The sequence below is a fragment of the Niastella koreensis GR20-10 genome (assembly GCF_000246855.1).
GTDB classification, from domain to species: domain Bacteria; phylum Bacteroidota; class Bacteroidia; order Chitinophagales; family Chitinophagaceae; genus Niastella; species Niastella koreensis.
The window spans coordinates 6,588,872-6,610,562 of sequence record NC_016609.1; the positions used below are offsets into that span (position 1 = coordinate 6,588,872).

At 47.8% G+C, this 21,691-nt stretch carries 9 protein-coding genes; all 9 read right to left on the minus strand.

The features are described 5' to 3' along the window. Positions 1–44: 44 nt before the first annotated feature. The 9 genes from NIAKO_RS26040 to NIAKO_RS26080 all read right to left on the minus strand — a co-directional run bounded on the left by NIAKO_RS26040 (position 45) and on the right by NIAKO_RS26080 (position 21,682). Positions 45–1,688: a glycoside hydrolase family 28 protein gene (locus NIAKO_RS26040; RefSeq protein WP_014221447.1), complete on the minus strand. Its 1,644-nt coding sequence runs from the start codon at positions 1,686–1,688 to the stop codon at positions 45–47. A 630-nt stretch (positions 1,689–2,318) separates the two neighbouring features. Beyond that, positions 2,319–4,013: a RagB/SusD family nutrient uptake outer membrane protein gene (locus NIAKO_RS26045; protein ID WP_049815611.1), complete on the minus strand. Its 1,695-nt coding sequence runs from the start codon at positions 4,011–4,013 to the stop codon at positions 2,319–2,321. A 31-nt stretch (positions 4,014–4,044) separates the two neighbouring features. Next, on the minus strand, positions 4,045–7,314 hold the full coding sequence (locus NIAKO_RS26050) for a TonB-dependent receptor (protein ID WP_014221449.1): 3,270 nt from the start codon (positions 7,312–7,314) through the stop codon (positions 4,045–4,047). Positions 7,315–7,463: 149 nt separating this feature from the next. Next, positions 7,464–8,576, minus strand: coding sequence for a FecR family protein (locus tag NIAKO_RS26055; RefSeq protein WP_172642132.1), 1,113 nt, complete (start codon positions 8,574–8,576; stop codon positions 7,464–7,466). Positions 8,577–8,941: 365 nt separating this feature from the next. Further along, positions 8,942–9,523, minus strand: a complete 582-nt coding sequence (locus NIAKO_RS26060) for an RNA polymerase sigma-70 factor (RefSeq protein ID WP_014221451.1) — start codon at positions 9,521–9,523, stop codon at positions 8,942–8,944. A gap of 136 nt (positions 9,524–9,659) precedes the next feature. Then, the gene (locus tag NIAKO_RS26065) at positions 9,660–11,264 is read right to left on the minus strand and encodes a glycoside hydrolase family 43 protein (RefSeq protein WP_014221452.1); all 1,605 of its coding nucleotides are present in this window, start codon (positions 11,262–11,264) and stop codon (positions 9,660–9,662) included. A gap of 221 nt (positions 11,265–11,485) precedes the next feature. Beyond that, the gene (locus NIAKO_RS26070) at positions 11,486–12,463 is read right to left on the minus strand and encodes a pectinesterase family protein (RefSeq protein ID WP_014221453.1); all 978 of its coding nucleotides are present in this window, start codon (positions 12,461–12,463) and stop codon (positions 11,486–11,488) included. A gap of 103 nt (positions 12,464–12,566) precedes the next feature. Next, positions 12,567–13,481 carry an alpha/beta hydrolase gene (locus tag NIAKO_RS26075; RefSeq protein WP_014221454.1) on the minus strand — a complete coding sequence of 305 codons (915 nt, stop codon included), beginning with the start codon at positions 13,479–13,481 and terminating at the stop codon, positions 12,567–12,569. 119 nt (positions 13,482–13,600) lie between these two features. Next, on the minus strand, positions 13,601–21,682 hold the full coding sequence (locus NIAKO_RS26080) for a pectinesterase family protein (RefSeq protein WP_014221455.1): 8,082 nt from the start codon (positions 21,680–21,682) through the stop codon (positions 13,601–13,603). Between the last annotated feature and the right edge of the window lie 9 nt (positions 21,683–21,691).

Consider the following 21,691-nt stretch of genomic DNA (forward strand, 5'->3'; position numbering starts at 1 on the left):
CAAGGGTTTCCCTGAAACTTGTTATCTGTAGCCCGTAACGGTATTTATTTAATGGTTACATCCTGTGCCGTAGCGCCAAATTCATACTGAATTTTGTCTTTGGCTTTGGAGGCATCGGTATTCTGAATACTTATATTCTTTGTTCTGTCGCCAGCCACGCGGAATAACAGATCTGCATCTTTTTTATAAGTCAGTTTATCAAAAGTGAGGTGATCGCTGTTGATAATGTCTACCACCGGGTTGGTTTCTTTGCTCAGGATCGTGATATTTTTAAAGGTAATACCCGATGCTTCCTGGCAATCGATGCCTTTACGGGCCTGCAGGATGCAATTCTCCAGCAGCACATCTTTTACATGCATTTCGGGAATGCCGCGCAGAAAGATGCCCTTGGCCGCGCCATTACAAACCACATTCTTTACCACAAAATTCCTGAACTGAGGTGTGCCTTCATCTACCGGCAACTTCTCTACTTTTGGCAACTCGCGTTTTTCACCTGCCAGTGCTACCGGGTCTACCGACATATAATACATATCGAACAGGATGGCCTCGCCGGGAATATCGATCATCTGGATATCGTTGCAATAGATATTTTCAACAATACCACCCCGGCCGCGGGTTGTTTTAAACCGCAGGCCTATATCGGTTCCAATAAACGTACAGTTGTTAACCCAAATGTTGCGGGCGCCGCCACTCATTTCGCTGCCAATTACAAAACCGCCGTGGGCATGGTATACTTTACAATCGCGGATGATTACATTCTCGGTGGGCATACCTCTTTTTCTGCCGGCTTCATCACGACCGCTTTTCATACAAAGGCCATCATCACCTACATCAAAAGAGCTGTTCTCGATCAATACGCGGTTACAGCTTTCTACATCAATACCATCGCCATTCTGCGCAAACCAGGGGTTCTTCACCGTAACATTTCTTACTGTAAGATCTTCACTCATGAGCGGGTGTAAACACCAGGCTGCCGAGTTTTGAAAAGTTACTCCTTCCAGTAATACTTTTTTGCATTTGGTGAGCACTATCAGGTTGGGACGCAGAAAATCTTTTATGCTTTTATAGAATTCCGGTGTTTTGTCGGGGGTGAATTCACCGGGATTTTTCATTTTAGCCGCTTTGAGCCATTGTTCGGAGGGATACCAGGATTTGCCATCTTCGCTTACCACGCCGCCGCCGGCCACCCATTCTTTCCACTGGCTTTCGGTCAGCTTTTCTTTTCTAACCTGGCGCCAGGCTTCGCCGCCGCCGTCGATAACGCCAAAGCCGGTAATGGCAATATTGGTGGCATTGGTGGCCGATACAGGGCTCTGGTTGCGCATTTGCGGAATTCCTTCCCAATTGCCTTCCACCAGCTGGTACTGGTTAAAATCTTTGGTGAATTGTAAAACCGCACCTTTTTTCAGGTGCAGGTTTACATTACTTTTAAGCGTAATGGGACCGGTAGCCCAAAGTCCGGCTGGTACAACCACTACCCCACCGCCTTTTTTATTACAGGCATCGATGGCGGCATTGATGGCCTGTGTGTTTAACATTTGGCCATCGGCAACGGCTCCATATTTGGTGATCCAGGTTGAATCTTTTTTGAAACTGGTTGGCTGAATGACCGGTAGTTTTTGGGCTGATAAACCGGATGAACAAGCCATTAAACCAAGTACTGCTGCTGCTTTAAACCAATTGTTCATTACGCGATATTTACTTCAATAAATTTTATAATGCAAAGGTATTGAGCCCGGTGGAACCAACCCGATGATTTAACGATTTGAGCGTACGCCTGCAGTAGTTTTTGTATTTGGAAAAGGTATTAAAAAAGTTGCAATATAATAGCTGCAAGGCAATCGAATTTAAGATAGAAGTTACAGGTTACAAGTTGCAGGTTGCAGGGGAAAACGGTCCCTGAAACCTGAAACGTGCAACCTGTAACCCGAAATACCTGTTTTTCAAGGGCAAGTGTACACAGATATTTAAACCCACCGAAACGAATATGGAATTTTATTTACGCAAACGTTACCGGCAACGATAACAGAATGGCCAGAAATAAAATGCTGGCAATCAACGTAAATTACCCAGAACCATACCCCTTTACGCGACTGCCAGCAAGATTTTGAAGAAAGTTTCCGGTTCTCTGTTCCCAGTTCAGAGTTCCGGGTTCCAAGTTCAGAGTTCCAAGTTCAGAGTTCCAAGTTCAGAGTTCCAAGTTCAGAGTTCCAAGTTCTTAGTTCCAAGTTCTTAGTTCCAAGTTCTTAGTTCTTTGTTCTATGTTTTGCTTTTTGATTTTGGCTTTAGGCTTTGGACTTTAGGCTTTTAGCTGGGTTTTACTGATATCCCGGATTTTGGGAAAATTCACTCTTATTGGTAACGGCATCGATCTGTGATTGTGGAATGGGCCGCACCGTTTGATACGGTTTTATATATTGGGCGGCATCGGGGTTGAGCCTGGCAACCCGGTCAATCAGTTTATTCGTTCGCTTCAGATCGAACCAGCGCAATTGCTCGCCACAGAGTTCACGGGCCCGTTCGTCGAGGATGAAATCGAGGTTAACCTGGGCAGCCGTGATCTGCATGGCGGCTTCGTGACCGGGAACAGCGGCCCGGGTGCGTACCTTGTTCAGGTAAAAGACCGCGGAGTCCATTCTGCCATTATTTAATTCTGCTTCGGCGCCAATCAGGTACATTTCGGCCAGCCGTATTACAAATACATCGCGGGCGCTTTGGGCTTCGCCCGAGGAAGCCCGGGTTGAATCCTTGAACTTCTTCAACGAAACATAAAACTTCCGGTTGGTGGGAATGCCGGCGGCATTGTATACCCGCGACAGATCGTAGGTTGTATAGTGTTTGGCATTCATGTCGGCAGCAGGGAGGGTGTTCTTTGATGTATAGCACACGGTATCGCCCACCTTGAAGGTGGAGACATCCGCAGTATTAAAGGAATTACCGGCAGCAGTGCCTGCCTTATTGCATAACCAGGCAGTTTGAAAGCTGGACTGGTACCTGGAATCGTCACTTTCATTGAATAGATCCAGCAGGGCCTTCGTAGGCATGTACCGGTTAAACGGCCGGCCATTGGGAATATCACGCAGCAGCAAACTGGTATTTACCTGGTCGTACACCTGCAGGAACAGCATATGACCGCTGTTGCTGCCGCGTGGGTGACCGGTAGGATAAGCTGCTGAGGTAAGATCGTTATTGGCCAGGTTGGTTGAATAATCAACCGCCCAGATCACTTCTTTATTCTTCAGGTTTCCCATATTCCACAGATCAGCGAATTTGGGCAGCAGCGTGTAACCATAATTATAGATCACCTCTCTGGCTGCATTAGCCGCTTCGGTATTCATACCCCGGGTTAAAAACATGCGGGCCTGAAAAGCTTTGGCCACCGGAACGGTAGCCCGGCCATAGTCGGAGGTAGTGGCTGGCAAATTCTTTACGGCATAGTCCAGGTCGTCAAAGATCAGTTTATAGAAATCTGCAACCGGGGTTTTGTTGGCGGTAGATTCGATTACGCCGGGCGCTGTAGCCACAGTGGTAAGGTGTACACCGCCCCAGGTTTCTACAATATGCCAGTAGTAGAAGGCGCGCAAAAAGTGCAGTTCGGCCCCGCGTTGCGTTTTTTGCTTATCGGTATAATCGGCTACATTATCAATTTGCGCCAACCCGGTATTGATTAAATAGATGGCTGCATAAAAATTGTCCCACTCCATACCCAGGGCAGTGGTGTTACTGCCCTGCAGGTTATCGTAACGCGATAACTGGGGGAACACATCACCGGTACCGTTTGTCCAGATGTCGGTACCCATCTCCGATAAACTGTAGCCTTCCTCTTTTCCATACCACCAGCGGGTATAGGTATAGGCGGCATTCACCAAAGTTTCAAAACCTTTGGCAGTTGTATATGTAACATCGGCGGTCATGCCGCTGGGGTTGTATTCCGATAATTTTTTATTGCATGAAGTAAGAACCAGGGACCCCACCAGCACCCAACCCATGACCTTATTTATGTTGATTTGCATATTCCAATAGTTAAGCTAGAATGAATAAAGTTTAGAATTCAATATTTAACCCGGTCACCAACAGCTTGGTCAGTGGCCGTTCAAACGAACCCTCCCCTTCCGGATCGTAATCCTTTTGTTTGGCAAATGTGAAGTAGTTTTTGGCGCTTACATACCAGCGTAAACTGTTCACATGAAACTTCCGGGAAATGTTTTTGGGCAGCGTGTACCCCAGGGTTATGTTCCTGATCTTTACAAAGGAACCATCCTTGTAACCGAGCGTGGTAGCAAACGGCAGGGAGGCTCTTGAAATATTGGCATTCGGACGGGGATAATCGTTCGTTGGGTTTTCCGGTGTCCAGTAGTTTACGTTAGCGCCATTTTCGATGGCATTGGGTTCAAACTTATTGGCATAATCCGATACAAAGGTTTGTCCCACGCGGGCGAACACATATACGTTCAGGTCGAAGCTTTTGTAAGTTACATCGTTGCTGAAACCAAGCGTATAGTTGGGCACTGCCGAACCTACTACCGTTCTATCGTAAGTAGCATCGATCTTGCCATCGGGCTGGCCTTTATCGCCACTCAGGTCGGCTACGCGAATATCGCCGGGTTTATAACCAAAGCTTTTGGCCAGGGCTGAATCCTGTATTTGCCAGATGCCTTCTTTTTTAAAGTCATAGAACGATTTTACGGGCGAACCAATGAACAGCCCACCAGCCACATCGTTCTTACCATTTACCAGGTCGGTGATGCGTTCTTTATTGCGGGTATAGGTGATAGCGCTTGACCAGGTAAGGTCTTTTGTTTGCACATTCACGGTACGCAATGAAACTTCCACCCCATTGTTACGGGTTTTACCCACGTTCTCTACCACTTTGGTGTGCCCCGATGAACCTGGCAATGGACGCAGCAACAACAGGTCGCGGGTTTTTGAATCGTAATAGTCTACACTGGCGCTGATGCGGTTCCTGAACAAACCGAAGTCTAACCCAATGTTCTGTGTACCGGTCATTTCCCATTTCAGGTTGCGGTTACCATTCTGCGGGTCAAAACCATAAGCCAGCATACTGATATCGTTGAAAGAAAACGGAATGAGTATTAGCCCGGTTGTTGTTGAGTAGGGTTTAACGGCTGCATTACCGGCTACCCCATAACTGGCGCGTAATTTAAGATCACTGATCAACGACTGGTCTTTCATAAAGTCTTCATCGATGATGCGCCAGGCTACTGCAGCAGAGGGAAAGAACGACCAGCGGTTCTCTTTCAATAAAACCGATGAACCATCGGCGCGGCCGGTTACGGTTAACAGGTATTTGCCTTTATAACCATAGTTCAACCGAAATGCGCCTGATAACAGGTTGCTGCCAACGTAATTACTCCAGATGCCCAGGTTCGATGGGTTGTTCAGCAACGCCCTCCAGCCCTGGCCAGGGATCAACTGCCCTGTTCCCTGGGCATAAGAACTATCTACCCTGTTGGAAAGATAGCTGGTAACTGCTGTTACATCTATTGCATGATCGCCGAACTTCTTGTTCCAGGTGATGATGTTCTCCCAGATCAGATCTGCCTGGGTGGCATTGGTAACTTTTGCCAGCGAACCGGTTGCCGTAAAACGGGTAATGGTGTTTTCGCCCAGGAACAATCCATTGCGCGAACTACCGTTGGTGATACCCAGGGTTGAACGCAAGGTAAGGCTGCTGAAAGGTTTCCATTCTGCATACGCCGAAGACAAAATACGGGTGGTATTGAATTCATTGATGTAAGCGCCAGCCTGTTCTTCCAACAGCGGGTTTATCTGGTTGGCATTACCCGGCAGCCTGATGAGCGAACCATCTGCCGCATAGGGCACGTAGTAAGGAATTACTTTGTTAGCAACGGTCAACACGTTATCGGTACGCCTGTTTTCATTGTAATAAGTTAACTGGCTTTGCAATCCTACTTTAAACGTTCCAATAACAGTTTGATCGATGTTCAGGCGTAAGGTATACCGGCCTGAGTAATCGTTATTGAGTAATCCTTTCTCTTTAAAATAATCGAAAGAGAAGAACACTTTTGTTTTGTCGCTGCCTGCGGCCACATTCACGCCATAATCCTGTTGTGAACCATTCTTCAATAACAGTCCGGGCCAGTAAGTAGAAACATTATCTTGCACGGCCTTCAGATCTGCACCGAATAACTTGGCGTCATCGGCCGATGAGCTCCAGGTGCCGGCCGTACGGGCGCCCTGGCGTTTTAAATCGGCAAACTGCTGACCATTCATCGGTACCGGGTAGCCGGTTTCTTTGTTCACGCCATAATAGGTATTCACACCTACCCTTACTTTACCGGCAGCGCCTCTTTTGGTAGTAATGATGATTACGCCATTGGCGCCGCGTGAACCATAAATAGCGGTGGAAGAGGCGTCTTTCAGCACTTCCATCGACTGAATATCGTTGGGGTTTATATCCTGGAAGTTGGGGTATTGGATGCCATCTACAATAAACAGCGGCGTGTTTTGTGCAAGGATGGACCGGTTACCCCGTACGGTTACATTTACGCTTGAACCGGCGCCACCGCTGGTACGGGTAATGTCTACCCCGGCCACTTTACCCTGCACACTTTCCATTACGTTACCGGCTGCGATCTTTTTTACTTCATCGCCTTTCAACGATACTACCGAACCGGTAAGGTCTCTTTTCTTTACGGTACCATAACCAATCACTACAATGTTCTCCAGGCTGGATGATGCTGATACCAGCGACAGGTTGATCTGGGTATTGTCGCCCACTTTTATTTCCTGCGGGTCGAACCCAACATAGGAAAACACCAGCACATCGTTGTCTTCGGCCGTAATGGTGAACACACCCTGCTCATTGGTGGTGGTGGCTTTGGTGGAGCCTTTTATAGTTACGGTTACGCCGGAGAGCGGCACTCCGTTTGGGTCAGTTATTTTTCCCGTTACTTTTTTCTCCGTGGTCTGGCGTGCCGCATCTTCATTGATCACAATGAGGCCGTTGGCCATAAACCGGTAGGTAAGGATGGTTTGAGAAAACAGATTATCAAGCGCCTGGCGAATGTCTACATTCTCCAGGTTGATTGTCACTTTTTGCCTGATGGCCGACAACTGGTTATTGTACAGGAACCGGTAGTTGGTTTGTTTTTCGATATTGATGAGGATGCCGGCGATTTCAGCATTCCTGTACCGGAGGTTCAGTCGTTGACCAAATCCCCGGGCCGACACCTGCAGCACAAAAACAAGTAATAAGAATGAGGTTATTTTCATAACAAGCAGCGCATTGGAAAGCAACGGGCTTTTTATGCCCGTTCTAAAACTTTTCATACATTAGTATTATTATGGGTTAAGAAATCACTTCCCCTCCCGCCTGCCAGCGGGTTGCGGAGAAAACAACACCAGAAAATTTTAACCTGTAGTACGCGGAGAATGCTGCCAACATTCTCCGTTTTCTTGGGTTATGTGGAATCCATATTTTATTTCGTCGATTTTATAAATACTTCATTGTTAACTATCCTTACCTCAAAAGGAACTGCCGCTTTTAAGGCCATAAAAGCCTGCTCCACGGTTTCGTTTTGCAGGGAACCATTGAACTTCAACTGACGGGCAGCATCGTCTTCAAAATATACTTTGATATTGTACCATCTTTCCAGCTTGAGGGCCAGCTGCTCAAAATTGTCGCCACGAAATTCGAGCCGGTTGTATACCCAGGCGGTCTCAATATGTTCACTGTCTTTTATGGTACTGTCTATATGAATGATCTGTTTGATAGCTGGTTCATTGGTACCGGCAACCGGTACATTGGTAGCAGCAGTTTCAACACTGCTGACAGGTAAAACTATTTTTTCATTGGGATGCAGGTATACCGGACCGCCCTTTGTATCGCCCTTACGGGTTATTTGCACCAGTCCCCTGATGAGCGTGGTTTCAATTGTCTTTTCCTCGGGATATGATTTTACATTGAATGCAGTGCCCAGCACCCGGATGTCGATGGTACCGGCATGCACAATGAATGGCTTTTTCTGATGCGTGGCCGGAGACAACACCTGTACCACATCAAAGAAAGCTTCCCCTTCGAGGGTTATTTCGCGTTGGGGTCCATTGAAATTCGCATATACGATGCGGGAACCGGCGTTTAACCAAACTGTAGAGCCGTCGGGTAAAATGGTACGGGTTTTACTTCCCTTGGGGGCTACCACTTCATTGGCGGCCAAGGCCTGCTGTTTGTCTTTCCACGTTACAAACCACGCGCCCATAGCCAGTGCAATCACCGCAGCCGCTGCCCAATACAGGGTACGCCTTTTTTTAATGCGTACCACAGGCGCCTCCGACGTTCCGGCTGCTCTTTCCGCCTCGGCCAGTTGCAGAATGCGGTTGAGTTTATCGTTGGTGGCTGGTTCTTCGCCTGTTTGCGCATGTACCGGCCATAACTGGTGCAGCAGATCGTATTGCTGCATCAGCTCCGGATGCTGTTGCAACAGTTCTTTCAGTTCTTCCTTATCCTGTTCAGTAGCATCGCCGCTCAGATTGCGAGCCAGTAAAAACCAGATTCTTTCAGGTGTTTCCATTATGCTTATAAGGACAGGCATTTTTGAATACACCATTAAAGGTTTTAAAAATAAATTTTGTGGAAGTAGGTGGTGGGTTGACACGTTAACAGGTTAACATGTTGACAGGGTTGACAAGTTAATACGTTGACACGTTAACAGGGTGACGAGAAAGAAGTAGCTTAAGTGGGTAAAGTAGGAGGTTGATAGAGTTGACGGAGTTGACAGGGTTGATAAAGGGGAATACAGAATACTGGTAAAAGCCTAAAGGTTAAAGGCTAAAGCCAAAACCCGGGAGTGTATTTGCTTTAAGCTTTTGGCTTTTGGCTTTTGGCTTTTGGCTTTTGGCTTTTGGCTTTTGGCTTTCTGCTTTGAGCTGTATTCGCTTGTGGCTTGCGGCTTGAAGCTCACAGCTTGCGGCTTGAGGCTGTTTTCACCGTAACTTTACTGACCTGCAATTCGGTACATATCTTCTTAATTGCAATAGCCATTTGTACGTCAACGGTATTGAGAGAAATATTGAGAATTTCGGCTACTTCACGGTGTTTGAGGCCGTCTTCGCGCACCAGTTTGAAGATCATTTTACAGCGGGGAGGTAAATTTTCCACTGCCTGGTGCATGCGTTTCATCATTTCGGCAGTGACCAGGAGGTTATAGGGATCGGCGGCCAGCTGACCGGTTTCTATGTCCAGGTCATCGAATGGCGCCCTGATGAGGTCGGATGCTTTTTGGGAAATGGCATTCAATGCCCTGTTCTTTACTGCTACATATAAATAAACCGTAAGATTTTCTACTTCGTTTATGCGGTGGCGATTGCTCCATAATTTCACAAGCACATCTTCTACAATTTCTTCGGCTACTTCTGGGGAGCGGGTGATTACGCGGGCAAAGTGATGGAGGCGTTTACTGAATAATTTGTACAACTCTGCCAGGCATTGTTCGTTTCCGGCATGGATACCTTGTTGAATATGTGGCAGGCCAATGGTCATACGTTTTCAATAAGCAATCAATCGGGGTTAAATGTAGGCATTTTTTGGTTATGATGAAATACCGTTAGGTGGGTCGCCCTTAAAGGGCGGCTCACCTTGAAGCAAAAGGTGAGCCACTCTGAAAGAGTGACCCATCTTATTCAATTCTAAACCAGTCTATATCTGCCCAACCTGCATCGTTGGTAACGCTGGTACGTGTGCAGAACAATCCAACCTTGGCGCCGATCCATCTGCCGGGCACGGCCGAAAATTCATCGCCAGCGGAAGTAAACTGCTGTCCATCTTCACTATACGAAAAATTACATTTGGCGCCCTTGCTCACCTGAACGCGCAAATACGTAGTAGCGCCTGAGATCTTACCAATCATCTTTTCCTGTTCTGGTTTACCGCCTTCCGCTTTATTACAGATCACATAGGAAAGATAAATACCGTCTTCTTTTTTGGTGAGTTGAACCAAGACGTAGTCGGACCCCATCACGATCAAGCCAGTCTTTTCTCCGGCCAGCCGGGGTTTAAAATCCAGTTTAACCATTGCCGTAAATTCAGGTGCGGGAAATTTCTGCATCAGCACATTGGGCACAAACCACATATTTTTGGCAGAGTCGGGTATGTAACCGGAGAACAAACGCAGGTGACCATTACCGGGAAAAGCCCAAAAGGGTTTGGGGTTGGCCTGCCATTGCCATTGCAGGCCCATGGTATTGCCATTAAATTCATCGGTCTCCTGTGGTGTTTGTACGGGATATGTTTTACCAACGTTTGGCTTTTTATAGGTCTGCACCGGTTCGCCTTTTCCATCGCCATCCTTGTCAATACCGATCACCGGCCAGTTATTCACCCATTTCATTGGTTGCAGTAGTACCACGCGTCCGTATGCTTCCAGGTCCTGGAAATGCAGGAACCAGTCTTCACCGGTTTGGGTGGTTACCCAGGCGCCCTGGTGCGGGCCATTGATGGCAGAGCTGCCCTGGTCCATCACTACTTTTCTTTCATAAGGGCCATACACATTTTTCGACCGAATTACCAATTGCCAACCGGTTGGCACACCGCCTGCCGGCGCAAAGATGTAATAATAGCCATTGCGTTTGTAGAACTTGGGCCCTTCAAGCGTGGGGTCCTGGTCGTGACCATCGAACACCAGTACGCCGTCATCGAGCACTTTGGTACCGGTTGCATCGAGTTGTTTTACCACCAACACACTTTTTATTCCGGCCCGGCTGCCTGCATAGGCATGCACCAGGTATACTTTGCCATCATCATCCCACAACGGGCAGGGATCGATCAATCCTTTGCCGGCCTCTACCATAATGGGGTCTGTCCAGGGACCGTTGATGTTCTTTGATTTCAGTACATAGATGCCAAAATCGGGATCGGGGTAATAAATGTAAAACTCACCATTGTGATACCGGATCGAGGGCGCCCATACGCCATTGCCATGCTGCGTTTTTGAAAAATGATCATAAGGTGGCTGGCGTTTTAAGGCATGGCCAATAATGGTCCAGTTTACCAGGTCTTTTGAATGCAGAATGGGCAACCCGGGAATACCATCAAAGCTGGATGCCACTAAATAATAATCATCGCCTACCCGGCACGCATCGGGGTCTGAATAATCGGCATGCAACACCGGGTTCTTATAGGTGCCGTTCTTATTATCCGCTACCCATACTTTTGATACGTAGGGTTGCTGGGCTACGGCCGTTAGGCTTAAGAAAGAAAATGTTAGTACAAATAGTTTTTTCATTATGTGGTGTTTCGTAAATCGAGCCTCCCCCCGGCTCTCCGCCAGCTGGCGGAAGGGGAGTGTGGCAACCTCGCGATAAATTTCAACTTGTTAACTCGTCAACTTTCTTCCCGTTATCAACCCTATCAACTTCCGTCAACTCTATCAACCACCTGCTTCACTCCACCTCATCTCCTTCTTTCCCGTTAACCTTTTAACTTGTCAACGTGTTAACTTGCCAACTACTCCGGAAGCCAGTCCCCAAAAATATTCTTTAAAGTATACTCCTTAACTTCTTTTGTACTCAATTGATGCGACCAGGTGGCACGGCCGCTTGGGTTAGCGCCGGCACCGCTGCTATTGTATTCTGCATAAAAGGCTGTCTTTTCGTTCCCGGGGTTGCGCCAGTTATCCCAGCCAATGGGCGCAATGTGCTCACCCATTTTGGTATTGATGTAAACGGTTCTTGCATATGGACGCCAGGGACGGCCCAGCAATACTTTATGCGCTGCCGTATCGGCAATGAGTGTGCAATTGAAAAATACAAATCCGTACGACTGGCGCGGAGTGGTAGAGGCAGCGGTGATGTAAGAGTTCATCAGGCTTTTGATGGTGCAATTTTCAAACACACAGGTGGCAGGACCGAATATAAAATCGGTAGTGCCTTCTATATAACAATTCTTATAATACTGGCGGCTGCTGTCGATGCCAACATACAATGTATCCTGGTTGCCCAATAACCGGCAGTTCACTATTTCACAACGATCGCTTTCGGCATGCAGGGCTACGGCCTGTCCTACCCGGCCTGCGGTATTTTGGATAGTAAGATTTTCGGCCCTGAAATCATTGCCCTTTACAATTACGGTGTAAGAATTGAAGGTGCTGTATTTATCCCGGCCGCTGGCAACATCCAGGCCATTGGGCAGAGGCTTGCCACTGTAATCGTCATTGGTGATGATGGTGCTGTCGCGGCTCTCCCCTAACAAGGTAATGTTTGTTTTCCAGGAAGGCACCACCAGCTTTTCGTGGTACACGCCTTTCTTGATAAAAATGGTTACGCGCTCCTGTGAAAAATCGCGCATGGCATTTACAGCTTCCTGAATAGTTTTATAATTACCACTGCCATCCTGCGCTACGGTTAAATACTTAGGATACATTTGTTGCGCATTTACATATACAACTGGCACGAGTAAAAACAAGAAAAAACAGATTCTTTTCATCCCTTTGTTATTGAGTTTGCAGGTTATTGGGTTCGTAGGTTCATAAGTCACATAAAAAATTGAGCTACCAACTTAATAACTCAAGAACTTAATAACTTATAAACTATTTCAAAAATCCCATCTCTACCAGCCATGCTTCACATAACGCCGTCCATTGCTGGGTAGAACCAGGATTGTTGCGTAAGGCAATGTTATGTGCACCCTGGGGAAACACATGTAAGCTGGTGGGAATATTCTTTTCCAGTAATGCCTGGTAAAACATCAAACTGTTATGGGGGTCCACTGCTTTATCGTTGAATGCACCGGCAATAAAACAAGGTGGTGTAGTGGGCTTTACCTGCAGCTCCATGGAATATTTATCAATCATTTCTTTTGTAGGATTGGCGCCCAGTAAATTGTCGCGGCTGCCTCCATGTGCGTATTTCCCCAGCGTGATCACCGGTGAAACCAGGATGGTAAAGTCTGGACGAAAGGAAACGCTGTTGAGCGAATCACCAATAGCAGCTACATCATCGCCGGTATTGCCCAGCCAGGCTGCCAGGTGGCCGCCGGCTGATACACCCATGATACCAATCTTATTTGGTTGAAGGTTCCATTTACCGGCGTTGGCACGAACGATGCGCATGGCCCGTTCAGCATCCTGGATAGGCCCCAGTTCGCGATGTACCAGGTCGGGCGAAAGGGGTAAGCGGTAATTGAGCACAAAGGCAGTAATGCCCATGGTGTTAAACCATTTGGCCAGTTGAAAACCGCTTATCTGAAAGGACTCGTGATGGTAGCCGCCGCCGGGGCAAATGATCACCGCGCATTGTTTGTTTTCCTGGATGGAAGGAAAGAACGCCGTCATTCCGGGATTACCTACCTGGAACAGCCGTTCATTGTTGATGCTGTCTTTCAAATGCATGCCCTTTGTATTGGGCATTTTACCGTTGGGCCAGAGTGGAATAAATTCCTGCGCCTGTATAACAAAAGATCCCGGCACAAAGGCAACCAACAAAGCAATGATCCTGCAATTCATATCAATCGTTTTAATAAAATCAGCCCTTTAAATCATCGACTCCGCTCCAGGCAATAATGCTCAGAGCGGAGTCGATCTATAGACGCAATACACTTTATTTTAGTTGCTGCCTATCGCTGTTATTGTTTTATAAATTTCAACAACACTTTATCTTTTAACCGTTCTAACTCTACAAAATACATTCCATTTGGTAAGGCGCTTATGTTAATAGTGGTGACATTACTGGCCGGTTTGCTGTAATACGTGCCCAGCAGGTGTCCGTTCAAATTATAGATCCGGATAACTGCCACGGTAAACAGGCTGGCATGGTACACATTTACATAATTGCCTGCCGGGTTTGGATTGATGGTGTAAACACCATACGCAATACCTGTCATGCCGACATTTACAGCAGCAAACCCATTGGTTTGAATGGTTACATTTCCTTCATACGTACCAACATTGGCTGCATTTAAGCGAACCATTACCGTACCCGACCAGGCATTGCCGGCGCCGGCAGGAATGGATGGTACTGACCCGGCCGTATACCATGTTTTTCCTGTATCTGCAGAAACTTCATAGCCTGCAGGCGGCGTGATGGTAACAGGGCCCGACATGTTGGTGATCTTTACCGTAAAGGTTTGCGCATCTGTTGGTTTTCCCAGGGTTTGGGAGAATGCGTTCAACATCATTTTATCAACAGTGACATTTGTGATAAGCGCCACTGATGATCCGGTTACTGCTACGTTTTGTGCTGTTGCCCCCGCACTGGCATTGGTTATATTACCCGAATAAGCGCCCGCAGTGGTGGCATTTAACCGTACCTGGATATTGGTATTAGCTAAGGTACCACCGGCTGGCGTTAATACCAATGGCGATGCATTGTTATACCAGGTTGCACCATCACCTGATACCTGATAGTTCACAGGTGGCGTGATTGTTATATTGGCGGAAAGGTTGCTGCCCGAAACAGTATAGGTTTGTACAGCCGAAGGGGCGCCTATTGTTTGCGAGAAGCTATTTAATGTACCCGTTGTAACGATGGTTGGAACCGGTACCGCATTACTGATCACAAAAACACCAAACCGGGTAAAGTTGGAAGCCGAGGCCGTATAAGGAGCCGCTACGATTCCGCTGCCGGTTATGGTACCCGCCACATCAGACCAGGCATTATTCCGGTAATTCAGGAATTTGACAGTAGCCGGATTGAAAGCAGATCCCTGCTCACCTGTTAACCATCCCAGCGTAATGGCCAGGTTGGCTGTGCCGGCTGCATTATCAGGCGTTATGGTCCATTGTTTACGAACGATCTTCGTGGTATCGCTGATGGCATAATCGAGTTTGTCTTTCACACTCACACCGAAGTTATCGGCTGTACCGGTATTGTTCAATGTAACCGGGGTGTAAGAGGCAATGGAGGAACCTACGGGGAACAGGATATTTCCTGCTATTGCACCTAGCGGCTGCCTGAGTTTACCAGCGCCATTGGTAACAATATAATTTACCGGCACGTTTCCGGTAATGGTTGTGTCGGTGAGCGTATTATCGCCCAGCAACAACTTACCATTGGTTAAATTCACAATACCGGCGGTTAATGGGGCCGACAAACTAACGCCTGCACTGTTATTCACCGTAAGCGCATGTGCGCCGGCTGGCATGGTAGCACCTGTGTTTTGTGCCACCGTACCATTAAAAATATAATTAGCACCCGTGCTGTATTGTTTTGTTCCGGTATTGGCAAAATTACCATCTATACCGGTGGCAGCGCCAAAGCTCACAATAGCGCCACTGGCGATAGTGGATGTACCAGAACCGCTCACCACATAAGTACCGATATTCATGGTTCCATTCACTGTCAACCCAAATCCTGCAGTGGGCAATACAAGATTGCTGCCGAGGTTATAATACCCGTCTACCAGCACATTGGTATTACCCAACGTTCCCAGGTGCGAGAAGGTTTTGTTGCTGCCATTCAATTTAAGATAGAGCGGATCACTATTTTTCATATTGGCAACAAAGGTGCCACCACTAACTGTAAAGTCCCCGCCAACTATCATGGAGTCTGCTATACTGCTGGCGCTTTCGTTGAAATATACATTACCGCCTGTTTGGATGTAGTTACCGCCAATACGCAGGGAAGCTGTTGCCTGTGACAGGGCCAAATAGGCAGTTCCTGTACTTTGCACGGTGAGGTTACCCGCAACCCCTGCCAGCGTGTTCCGCAGAGCAAAATAATTCTGCTGGCTGGTACAGTTCCAAACCAGGTTACTAACAGTGGTAGGCGTGGTAAACAAATTAGTCTGCGCTGTTTTAATACCTGTTACCTGTAAAGTTGATCCGGAGGCAAATGAAATTCGCGGCGGCAGGCTGTTATTATTATCATGCTGATAAGTGCCGGCAGCCGTTACCGCAACAGAGTCGCCGGTATTGAATCCTAATGAACCGGAGTTCACCATTTTACCATTTACCTGGTATACCACTTTACCATTGGAACCTATAGTACCCAGGTTGGTTAAGGTACCGTCAATCTGCAGTACAACCGTAGTACCATCTATGCCGGCAACGGATAGCGATTTACCGGCAGCTATTATAAACTGACCACCTGTAGCGATCACTGTTTTTTGAATGTAGCCAAATCCTTTAGTGAATGTTTGGGTATAACTTACTGTGTGCCCGTTTTGAATAGTAGCTGTATTTATGCCGCCATCAAAAGCGGGATAATCAGTAGCGACCGTTCCATCTACCCAATTGGCGCCATCATATTTTTGCCAGGTGGTGATATCGCTCCACTCGCCCGATTTCACGGTGCGGAAATCTCCCGCCACGGGGTTCTTTGTGGAAGCGCCTTTTACCATTACATTTTTAACTTTCACATACCGGATGTTACTGGTTGATCCGGTGCAATGATAAATCCGGAAGGCCAGGGTATCGCCGGCTTTTATGGTAATACCGGCCGAGCCATTCAACAACATGGCAAACACATCGGTGGTTCCGGCCGTTTGGTTATTTACATCAAAGGCATTGGAAAAGTTACCGCTGGCACCAGGTGTCATCGGAGATCCGTTTCTGCTCACCACCTGTATTTCGGTTGAATCGCTGCGGAAGTTGGTTTTGGAATATACCACTGCCACCTTTGTATTGCTGGATGTTTGATAGAAAGCTGTAGAAAGAATCACAGAGTCGACCCGTAAGGTATGCGTGGGCGCCGCTACTACGGTAAACTGTTCAAAATACCTTCTGTTCAGGGTGCCACCCGGGCCGCCTTGCGCGGTTGTCCAGTAGCCATCGGCGGTAGCCGCATAGGCCTGTCCGTGTAAATCGGAATAAGGCGGCATGGCCGGGTTGGTGGCTCCGCTTGATAAAACCAGGTTGTTGAGAACCGGTGTTGTTGCTACCACACCGGCTGCACGAACGGTTGCATCATCTATGTTATTTGCTGCCAATGGCCATTGCTCCAGCACCACGGCGCTGCCGCCCAGCGGGTTGGCCTGAACGGTTCCACTCACAGCCACATTTACATTGGTTGCATTGGTGGAGGAATTTACAATATTACCACCGTAGTTGCCTACAGCCGTTCCATTAAGCCGCACGGATACATAGGTGTTGGCAACAATCCCATTTGATTGGGTTACGATCAATGGGGCGCCGCTGCCATACCAGTTGGTATTGTCAACAGACACCTCATAATTGGCTGGCGGGGTAATGGTGATATTATCCATAAGATTGGCGCCGGATACTACAAAAGTCTGACTGGCAGAAGGCGTACCTAATCCCTGTAAAAAACTACCCAGCGTACCCGATACCGTGATAGCAGGCGTACTGGTTACCCAGGCAGTATCCGATGTAATAGTGGTATACCCGGTTTTTGAAGCCCTTACTATATAATAATAAGTTTGTCCGGGTGGTGGGATGGTCTCCGCATACGTGAAGTTACAGGCATAATCCTCCGTACTTGCCTGTGAGTTTATTAAAGAGAAATTTGTTTTGTCGTTACTCCGGTACAGCTCGCAGGTAATGCCAGGCATGGGCCAGGTTAAATTCCAGGTAAGCGTGGTTGTGGTTGTACCTTTTCTGGCAATCAGGTTAGAGACGGATAATTCGGGTTTAAACGTCGTGTTCAGTTCTGCCCAGGTGGCAAATGGGTCCCACTTAGCCATTACCGGGGTATTGGCATTCATAAATACCGTGTCGTTGTTATAATATTTTGCGGCATCGGCTGCTGTCAATTGTTTGGACCAGGCAACACGGCTGCTTACATTCACCGGTGTTCCATCATAATTTTTTGAATTGTATTCACCATAAGTAATGTAGCTGGTATTGGTGCCAGCGTCCCAGGTGCTCCAGCCCTCGGGCTTTATGGTGGCGCCCATAGCCGTATTCAGGAACACGGTTTTATTGCGCGATTTGCCGGCATCGGCGGTACTGGCATCGTTCTGCCAGGGACGCCCCAACGTATATGTTGTAAACCCTCTGTTCTGCGTGAGCTTACAATCACGAAATACATAACCATAACCCGACACGGCCTTGGTATTAACAGCGGTTACATAGCCGCCGCCTGCATTATCGAGGCGGGTACGGGGATAAATGATGCAGGTATCGAAAATAATAGTTGATGACCCAAACAGGAAATCGGTGTTACCATCAACATAACAGTTCTTGAAATAACATCTTGTGGCTGCATTATTACCACCATAATACGTGTCCTGTCCACTGTTCATACGGCAGTTATAAAACACCACCCGGTCAGAGGTAGTGTAAACCGCTACCGCCTGCGGCCCATCGCCTGGCGCCGGCACCACAGCATTGGCATCAATACCATACCCGGTTGCATTTTCAATTGACAGGTTCATAAACATCACATCAGGTGCATTCACGATCACCGTGGCACAGGTGGAGGTTCCATAGGTACCACCTGCAGGATTGGCCTTTCCGGAATAGTTATCGTAGGAAATAATAGTTTCGGCCATATTCTCCCCTACCAGTTGAATAAAAGGCTTGTTGCCGGGAATGGTCACCGTTTCTACATACTTGCCTTTTTTGACATAAATTTTATAAGGAGCCGTTTGTGCAGCAGGAGCCGCGTTGATGGCCGCCTGAATACTGGTATAATTACCGGTGCCATCTTTTGCTACAGTAGCCTGGATGCCGGCCGGTGGCGGATTACCTGCTGTTGTTGTAGTTCCACTTACCGCTATATTAACAGCAGTTGCCCCGGTGCTGTTCACTACAATGTTACCGGAATAAGTACCGGCTGCAGTGGCGTTCAATCGTAACGAGATAGTTTTGGAAGCCACTGCACCACTGACAGGCGCCAGAGAAACCGCAGCGCTGCTCCAGGTGGTTCCATTATCAGTTGATAACTGATAATTAGCCGGCGCTGTAATGGTAATATTATTGGTGAGGTTGGTACCAGATACCGTAAAGGTTTGCGCCGTGGAAGGCGTTCCGGTTGTTTGAGAAAAGGCCGATAAAGTACCGGTGGCGCTAACTGCTGGTGTTGTCACCGTGCCATTATCGATCTTTATAGTTAATGAGGCAGCGGTTGCTGAATAGTTATACGCCTTGTCTACCGTAAAAATATAATAGTAATAATCTGTTGTTGGAGACAAAGCAGGATCAGCATCGGTAAACAAGGTATTGGGACCTAAATAAACAACCTTGTAGCCTGTTCCCATATTGTTGCCTACAATATAAATACCATTGGCATTGGGAACCGGTGGGGTGGCCGACGTGCTGCGTACTACCATATATCCCCCGCCATCTACTCCGGCAGGAGGCGCCGTCCAGGTTAACGCAATAGAATTGTTATTGGCATTGCCCGTTGCAGCCGGTGCAGTAGCTACATCCGGCGCCGCTACATCGGGAGCAGGATTGCTTTGATCATCTGCGGGGTAGGTTACAAAATCATCAATATCAAATGGCTTTGTAATAGCAGTTCCCCCACCATTGAACCGGAAGCCCGCTAAAAATACCGCAGGTGTATACCCGATAGTTACAGAGCGGGTCGTAAACGCCTTTGCCCAGGTTCCATTGGTGGCCGTCCAGGCAGCGGTGCTGTAATTGGTGGTAAAATTTGTTCCGCTTGCATTATTATCCGAAGTAGCGATCAAACCACTTACGCCATTGCCTGTGCCAGGCGCCGGCGCCCGGTAGTAATACTGCACGATGTATTTGGTGTTAGCCGCAAACAGCGGACTGTTCTGCGTAGGCGCAAAATTATTTTTCGTACTGGTACTTGTGCTGGTATAGGTAAAGTAGTTGTTACCCGATCTGGCCGTTCCATCATTTTTAATATCTGCCGAACCGCTGGTTGTCCACACAGAAGAAGCCGTATTAGCCGCACTGGAAGGTATAGCTGTAGACACGGCGCCCACCGTTTGGTTTTCAAATCCGCCGTCCATCAATGGGTACACGCCCAGTCCCGCAACAGAGGAGCTGGCAATACCCGTGAGGGCCAGGTTTACCGTGGTGGCGTTGGTACTTGTATGGGTAATATTTCCATTATAACTGCCATCAACCGATGCATTCAGCCGCACCATAATGTTGGTGCTGGCCAATGTGCCCGAGGAGGGCGTTAATACAATTGGGTTAGCGCTTCCGTACCAGGTGTTGCCATCGGGCGATAACTGATACCCGGCCGGTGGAGTAACTGTAACGTTTGCAGTTAAATTATATCCTGCTACCGAATAGGTTTGTACGGCAGATGGCGCCCCTATCATTTGAGAAAAACTATTGAGTGAGCCACCCACCGCAATTACCGGAGAAGTATTGGTGCTGGTAACTCCATTTATATAGTTTTCCAGCATGGTATAGCCGCTGCCGTCATACACATTGCGATCGGCGGGATCATTGGGATTCAACCCATGGCTGGTTTCCCAGCTATCGGGCATTCCATCATGATCGGTATCAACCGGCGGGGTTGTTGAGTTTAATGTTGGCCATGCATTCACAGTGAGGTAATAATCGGTGCCATGCGGATACCCGCCCTGTACATCGATGAACTGGCCCGTTCTGTTGCGCACATTATCAACAATTCGCTGATCGAGCGTATCGCGGCGGGGCAGCGTGCAACCTGCCGACAACAACACATCATTAAAGGCATCGAGCGGCGACTGCATGTTTTTGGTAAATCCCAGATCAAAAGGGGTAACCTGTTTTATTTGTACGGTATCGGCAGGTGTTGTTCCTGTTTCAACCCCACTCCAGTTATTATTTGTATTTTGGGTAGAACCATCAACATAGTTGCCGCTCACATGCCATTTACCCCAGGGGATGGTGGGTGTTGGCATGGACCCGGAAAAGCTTGGGTTGGCAATTCGATATCTTACCCCGGATGAAGTACTGGGACCCCATTTGTAATAGTTGTTCATTACATTGTAATTGCCCCCTTCGCCGCCATACACGGTATTGATTCCCCAGTTGTAGATTACGTTGTTATAAAAATCCACATTCTCCACGCCTATTGTATTGGGAGAATACGTGCTTATGCCGGAAAAACGCGGGTTCCGGTTTTTGGCGTGCGCATACAAATTATGGTGAATGGAAGCATGCTTGCCGCCCTGGATGCCGTTGTAACCATGGTGCTCATAATCGGTATCTCCCGTTTCAAAGTGATAGGAATAGTTCAAGGGCTCACTCATAAAGCACCACTGGATAGTGAGGTTATCACCGCGGTAGATAGTGAGCGCTTCATCGGAGCTCCAGCTGGCGGTACAATGGTCAACGATCAGGTTACTGGGTCCCAACGCTCCAAAGGCGTCGTCGCCGCCACTGCCATCAACCGGGTTGCCATTGGCATCTACCTTTTTGGTATTCTTATCGCCCATGCGAAAACGCATATACCGAACGATGACGTTATCGCCCGAGATCACCACCGGGTAATCGGCCAGACAAATACCATCACCAGGAGCCGTTTGACCGGCAATGGTAGTGTTGGTACGGATATTTAACTTGGAGGTAAGATGAATGGTACCCGAAACCCTGAATACTATTGTGCGGTAAGTAGCAGTTGCAGTCAATGCATACCGCAAACTACCGGGCAGGTTATCATCGTTCAGATTGGTAACTTCAAAAACAGTGGTGGGAACGGCGGCAGTTCCCCGGCCACCGGTTGTGTACATACCGGCGCCTTCGGCGCCCGGGAATGAAGGTTGTTGGGCCTGTGTTGCTACAGTAATTAAGGTGCAGCACAGGGCAATGACAAGGTGTGTAAAATTTCGCATAAGCAAACG